Source organism: uncultured Ruminococcus sp. (genome assembly GCF_946415235.1).
Taxonomy (GTDB): Bacteria; Bacillota; Clostridia; order Oscillospirales; family Ruminococcaceae; genus Ruminococcus.
This window is the reverse complement of record NZ_CAMKRR010000143.1, coordinates 1-5,636: the sequence shown is the minus strand read 5'-3', so window position 1 is coordinate 5,636 and position 5,636 is coordinate 1. Positions and strand designations below refer to the sequence as shown.

Below are 5,636 nucleotides of genomic sequence, written 5' to 3'. Positions count from 1 at the left end.
TGAATAATTTGTTAAATTTCTGTAAATCATTCGCCGCTGATAACATTATTATGTTTTATAACTTTACGGGACATCGAGGACGCCTTCCCCTACAAATTTATACGGTGTATTTCAGGCGGATAATATCAGCCCCGATATTCAAATAAAAAAGACCGCATTAAGCGGTCTTTTCCTGTTTTTTAAAAAACAACGTACGGCTCTCCGTCAATAGTATAAACGCAGAGAACGATATAGTCCCCAAGCCTTGCCTGCAGGGAATAAGAACCGCCGTCGTCAGGCTTGACTTTATAAGTGCAGTTTATCATAAACGCCTTTCTTTCAGTGAAGTTTGCGTCAGGCAGCGCCTTTCTCAGGTTCACATCATAGCCCGTAAAAGCTGTTCCGTCGGAATTATCCACCATATCGTCGATAAGCACGAAGTCAAAGCTGTAATCCGTTTCCGTGAACTGCTTTATCAGCTCATACTCATTCTCAACATAGGTCTGAGCACTGTCAAAGCCTGTCTGTGCAAGTATGAACTTCAGGTAATCGGGGTGAAGCGCCTTTTCAAGATATTCGGAATTCTTTTCGGAAATGGCATAGAAGTAGTCCGCGATCTTTGCAGCCTCTTTGTCAGTCAGGTACCTCGAATCAAAGTCAACACCGATAGGCGTATCATACTCCTCGGGAAGCAGCTTTTTGAACTGTCCGCCGTATGGCATATCGTCAAGACTTATATTTGCATCATCAGGGATCTCATCTTTGCCGACTACCTGATGGTCATGATCGTGATCGTCATGTTCGTCCTTATCGCTGCATGATACCGCCGCGGAAGCTGTCATGACAGCAGCTGCAAGCAGCGCCGCCGTTCTTGCAATAAACTTCTTCATTTCACATTTCTCCATTAACCGAATGTGTAATACTTTCCGTCCTTCTGAGCAAATACTATCTTCTGTGCTGAAAGTATCATGCCCTCCTGACCGTTGGGGCCCTCGCCCATTACGTAGAAGCAGGCATCAATGAGGTTCTCGCTCTGCTCCTTCGCTATGCTGTAATAGTCCTTTTCAAGGTAACTGTTGAGCATCTCGAAATATCCCTGTACGTTATCCTGTCCGTCCTCGCGGGGAGCGGGCTTTTCAAGCTTGATACGTGTTACCTTGAAGTCGCCCTTGGTTATGTCCGCAACACGAACGCACTGATTAACAAATGAATCCTTGAGGTCATGGTCTCCCTTTGCTGCGAGAGCAGCTTCCATTTCGGTGATATACTCGGGGAAAAGAGTCTTGTAGTATGTGCTGTAGTCTCCGTCCTGCAAAGACTCGAAATACTTCTCGAATGTAAGAACGAGCTCCTGCGGGAACTCTGTCTCGTCATAGTAAAGCTTTACGCCGCTGCTGCTCACGCGGTAGTCGCCGAGGTCATAATCTACAGCGCCCTCCTCGGGAGATACGAGCTCACCGTTTATTGAGCCGAGTTCAAGGTCGCCTTCGCTAATCTCTGCTGCATCAACCTGCTCGGAAAGCTTATTTGCATAAGCCTCGCTGTCAAATTCTGTCGGCTCTATGCTTGAAGGTGACTCTGCGTAAAGAGGCATACTGCTCTTCTTCTTTTTTCCGCAGCCTGTAAAGCACATTGTTACTGATGCTGCTGCGAGCAGCACTGCTAAGATCTTCGTGTTTTTCATAATAATCGTTCCCTCTCTTTAGATCAATATACTGAGTATTTGCCCATTGCTCCTGCCCACTCGGCAGCTGCCGAGCCCTCAGGCGCATAGACTGTAAGATCAGGTATATCCTCTATTCCCCATTCGTCATAGCCGAGCTCTGTACTCAGTATGACCAATGACTTCATGCTCGCGCAGCTTGCGAAAGCACCTCTCTTTATCTCTTTTACTCCCGCAGGCACCGTTATCTCCGTAAGAGCCGAGCAGCCCGCAAAGGCGCCCATTTCCACAGTCGTCAGTGCTGACGGAAGGTTTATGCTTACAAGTGAAGCGCAGTCTATAAAAGCTCCCTCACCGATGACCTTTACGCTCTCGGGAAGAACAACTGATGTTACGGGCTGTGCTTCAAAGGCGTAAAATCCGATCTCGGCAACGGGTACGCCGTCTATTTCGTCGGGGACGGTGACCTCGGTCTGTCCGCCCTTGTATTTTGTTATTATAACGCCGCCGTCATATATCTCATATTCATAGGTGTCGCCGGAAACGATATTTCTCTCTCTTACTGTCGATGAGACAGCGTCGCTGCTGCTCCCGTCACCGCTGTCGGCTGACGGTGCTTCTGTCTGCTGCTGAGACGTTACTGCGGCAGTATTATCCGAGCTGCCCGTCTTATCTCCGCAGCCTGCAAGAGCTGCAAGTGACACAAGCAGCATTGAAATGCTGATAAGTTTTTTCATATCATATCTCCTGAACCTGCAAACCGTATGGTTTATATGTGTTAATTTGATGAAATCTCATACACGGTCAGGCTTTTTTTCCTCTTTCCTTTGCTCTCTGAGTATTGCTGAGGACTCTCTTCCTGATACGGAGCGACTCGGGAGTTACCTCAAGGAGCTCGTCGTCTGCAAGGAATTCAAGGCAGTCCTCAAGGCTGAGAACTCTCGGCGGAACAAGACGGAGCGCGTCATCGCTTCCGCTGGCACGGGTATTAGTAAGGTGCTTTTTCTTACATACGTTTACAACGAGATCCTCGGTCTTTGGTGAAGCTCCTACTACCATTCCCTCGTATACGGGAGTACCCGAGGTGATGAAGAGCTGTCCGCGCTCCTGAGCGTTGTAAAGTCCGTATGTTACAGCCTCGCCTGTCTCGAAGGAGATGAGAGAGCCTGTGTTTCTGCGCTCGATATCGCCCTTGTAAGGCTGATAGCCGTCGAATACGTGGCTCATGATGCCCTCGCCCTTTGTATCTGTGAGGAATTCGCTCTTATAGCCGAAAAGTCCTCTTGCAGGGATAAGGAACTCTATACGCATACGGCTTCCCTGTGGGTGCATATCCACCATATCTCCCTTACGGGTGCCTATCTTCTCCATTACAGCGCCTACGCAGTCTTCGGGAACGTCAATGACAAGGCGCTCGATAGGTTCGAGCCTTCTGCCGTTCTCGTCGGTCTTGTAGAGCACTCTCGGAGTGGAAACGCCCAGCTCATAGCCCTCACGGCGCATATTTTCGATAAGGATGGAAAGGTGCATCTCGCCTCTTCCCGCAACGCGGAAGGCGTCTGTGCTGTCTGTCTCCTCAACGCGGAGAGAAACATCCTTGAGAAGCTCCTTGAAAAGTCTCTCGCGGAGCTGACGTGATGTAACGAACTTACCCTCGCGTCCCGCAAAGGGGCTGTCGTTTACGGAGAATGTCATTTCAACCGTAGGCTCGCTTATCTTTACGAAAGGAAGCGGGTCGGGAGCTTCGGGAGCGCATATTGTATCACCGATAGTGATATTCTCGATACCCGATATCCATACGATATCGCCCATCTGAGCCTCCTGTACGGGTACACGGTTAAGTCCCTGTATCTGAAGGAGGGAAACTATCTTGGCGTTGTAGTTCTTCTTTGAGCCTGTATAATCACAGACCGTTACCTGCTGGTTTACGGATATCTTGCCTCTTACGATGCGTCCGATGCCGATACGTCCAACGTACTCGTTATAGTCGATGGAGGATATGAGCATCTGTAACGGATCATTCTCCTCGCCCTTAGGCGGCTCTATATAATTTATGATAGTATCGAAAAGGGGCTTGAGGTCTGTACCTGCCTCGTACTGGCTAAGTGAAGCAGTACCGCTTCTGCCCGAACAGAAAAGCAGAGGGCTTTCGAGCTGATCCTCGTTTGCGTCAAGGTCGAGGAGGAGCTCCAGAACTTCGTCGCCGATCTCGTCAAGACGGGCATCGGGACGGTCTATCTTGTTAACTACTACTATTATCTTGTGTCCCATTTCGAGAGCCTTTGAAAGCACGAAACGTGTCTGCGGCATAGGGCCTTCTGCCGCGTCAACGAGCAGGAGAACTCCGTCTACCATTTCGAGGACACGCTCTACCTCACCGCCGAAATCGGCGTGGCCCGGGGTGTCGATAATGTTTATCTTTGTTCCGTTGTACATAACAGAGGTATTCTTTGCAAGGATAGTGATACCTCTTTCCCTCTCGAGGTCGTTTGAGTCCATTACTCGCTCGGCAACTGCCTGATTTTCACGGAAAACGCCGCCCTGCTTGAGCATTTCGTCAACAAGGGTGGTCTTGCCGTGGTCAACGTGAGCGATTATGGCAATGTTCCTTAAATCTTCTCTAATCATATTTTCTTTCCTCCATAAAAGGTTTTCTCAATATAAACGGCAAAAGTCGTGCTTTACTTCACCTTGTACTTCTTTCCTATCTTTTCGCGGAGCAGAGCCGACAGCTCCTGAGGAGTGCCGTTTGCAAAGCTGTTCTCGTGGAACGCAATGCCTGTTCTGCCGCCGAATAAGAAAACGAACCAGCATTCGTTGTAAATAACTTTCCTTACTGCGGAATATTTGAGCTTTAAGTTCTCGTTTATGCCTGTGCATTCGTTATGTATCGTAAGACAGTCCTCGGTAAAGGTGTACTCGCACTTCATATCGGGAGTGATCTTCTGCACAGCCGCAAATCTTCTTGCAGGATAGCGGATCGTTCTTATGAGCACTATGGCAACAGCGCAGGCTGTAACCACAGCCAGTACCACAAAAAGTATATTTCCTGCGCCCTTTTTAAGGGATATTACAGCAAATACCAGGGTGGTCAGCATTATGAGCAGGAATACCGAAAAAGCAAATATGCTCCTTGATGGTGAAGCCTGAACCTTCCACAGCCTTGTGAGGCTCTCACGGGAAGGCTTGGTCCTTACAGCGATCATATCCAGCCCTCCTTGGTCGTATATTTTTTACCGAGAGTCTCGGTGAGGAAATTCCTCAGCTCCTCGGCAGTACCCTCTGTGATATCGGTATCCGAGAACATGATACTGCCCGCCTCGGCAATATTTATCTTGAAATATCCCAGCGTCTCGCGGGCGGAAACTATGCGTGAGCGGCTGTAGACCGCATTCTTGCGGAGATTTTCCGCCTCGGAAGAAAGCTCTATGTTCTCGCCGCCTATAGTTACCTCATATCTGAGATCGGGGTAGTACGAGGAGTACTTCCTGAAGCTTCTCACAGGAGACATGAACAGGAGCTTTATAACGCTCCCCACGAATATCCCGAGAAATACAGAAAGGAGGAGTATCAGGTCGATCGTTACCCTGTGCTTTGACCACGCAGTAATGACTATCACGAAGGACAGCAGTATGAATTCTATCGCGCCGACAAAAGCAAGGACGCGGTATGCCCTGTAAGGCAGCGATGATCTGACTGCTGCCGAATGGACTTTGATGTCGTACTTCACATTAGCTTTTACCATTTTTCCACCTACATTCTTTATACATTTATGAACATTAAGGCTGAATTTCAGTGCAAATCCTCTTTTTTTCCGGACATAAAAAAGCCCTTGCAGAGGAAATGCAAGGTTAAAAGTTGCAGGACTAAACAAAAACAGCCCCGAAAAATTTTCGGGGCGTTTCTGGTGGGAGAGGATGGATTCGGACCATCGAAGCTGAAAAGCAACAGATTTACAGTCTGCCCCCTTTGGCCACTCGGGAACTCTCCCATA

6 protein-coding genes and 1 tRNA gene are annotated in these 5,636 nt (G+C 48.6%); all 7 read right to left on the bottom strand.

The window, feature by feature from the left end:
* Positions 1–179: 179 nt before the first annotated feature.
* Positions 180–869 (bottom strand): hypothetical protein, encoded by a 690-nt coding sequence (locus Q0R37_RS14850; RefSeq protein WP_294755354.1) that lies wholly within the window; start codon positions 867–869, stop codon positions 180–182.
* Between the two features lie 14 nt (positions 870–883).
* On the bottom strand, positions 884–1,663 hold the full coding sequence (locus Q0R37_RS14845; protein ID WP_294755353.1) for a hypothetical protein: 780 nt from the start codon (positions 1,661–1,663) through the stop codon (positions 884–886).
* A 23-nt stretch (positions 1,664–1,686) separates the two neighbouring features.
* Positions 1,687–2,379, bottom strand: coding sequence for a leucine-rich repeat protein (locus Q0R37_RS14840; protein ID WP_294755352.1), 693 nt, complete (start codon positions 2,377–2,379; stop codon positions 1,687–1,689).
* Between the two features lie 67 nt (positions 2,380–2,446).
* A complete protein-coding gene (gene typA, locus Q0R37_RS14835; RefSeq protein WP_294755351.1) occupies positions 2,447–4,270 on the bottom strand; it encodes a translational GTPase TypA in 1,824 nt (607 codons plus the stop codon).
* A 53-nt stretch (positions 4,271–4,323) separates the two neighbouring features.
* Positions 4,324–4,848 carry a hypothetical protein gene (locus tag Q0R37_RS14830; RefSeq protein ID WP_294755350.1) on the bottom strand — a complete coding sequence of 175 codons (525 nt, stop codon included), beginning with the start codon at positions 4,846–4,848 and terminating at the stop codon, positions 4,324–4,326.
* A complete protein-coding gene (locus tag Q0R37_RS14825; protein WP_294755349.1) occupies positions 4,845–5,387 on the bottom strand; it encodes a hypothetical protein in 543 nt (180 codons plus the stop codon). Before Q0R37_RS14825 ends, Q0R37_RS14830 begins: the two co-directional genes overlap by 4 nt.
* A gap of 160 nt (positions 5,388–5,547) precedes the next feature.
* Positions 5,548–5,633 (bottom strand) — tRNA-Tyr (locus tag Q0R37_RS14820).
* Between the last annotated feature and the right edge of the window lie 3 nt (positions 5,634–5,636).

Bases quoted from the DNA above. Each gene is read 5' to 3' on its own strand.
- Q0R37_RS14850 (WP_294755354.1), bottom strand. From the start codon at position 869: ATGAAGAAGTTTATTGCAAGAACGGCGGCGCTGCTTGCAGCTGCTGTC.
- Q0R37_RS14845 (WP_294755353.1), bottom strand. From the start codon at position 1,663: ATGAAAAACACGAAGATCTTAGCAGTGCTGCTCGCAGCAGCATCAGTA.
- Q0R37_RS14840 (WP_294755352.1), bottom strand. From the start codon at position 2,379: ATGAAAAAACTTATCAGCATTTCAATGCTGCTTGTGTCACTTGCAGCT.
- typA (WP_294755351.1), bottom strand. From the start codon at position 4,270: ATGATTAGAGAAGATTTAAGGAACATTGCCATAATCGCTCACGTTGAC.
- Q0R37_RS14830 (WP_294755350.1), bottom strand. From the start codon at position 4,848: ATGATCGCTGTAAGGACCAAGCCTTCCCGTGAGAGCCTCACAAGGCTG.
- Q0R37_RS14825 (WP_294755349.1), bottom strand. From the start codon at position 5,387: ATGGTAAAAGCTAATGTGAAGTACGACATCAAAGTCCATTCGGCAGCA.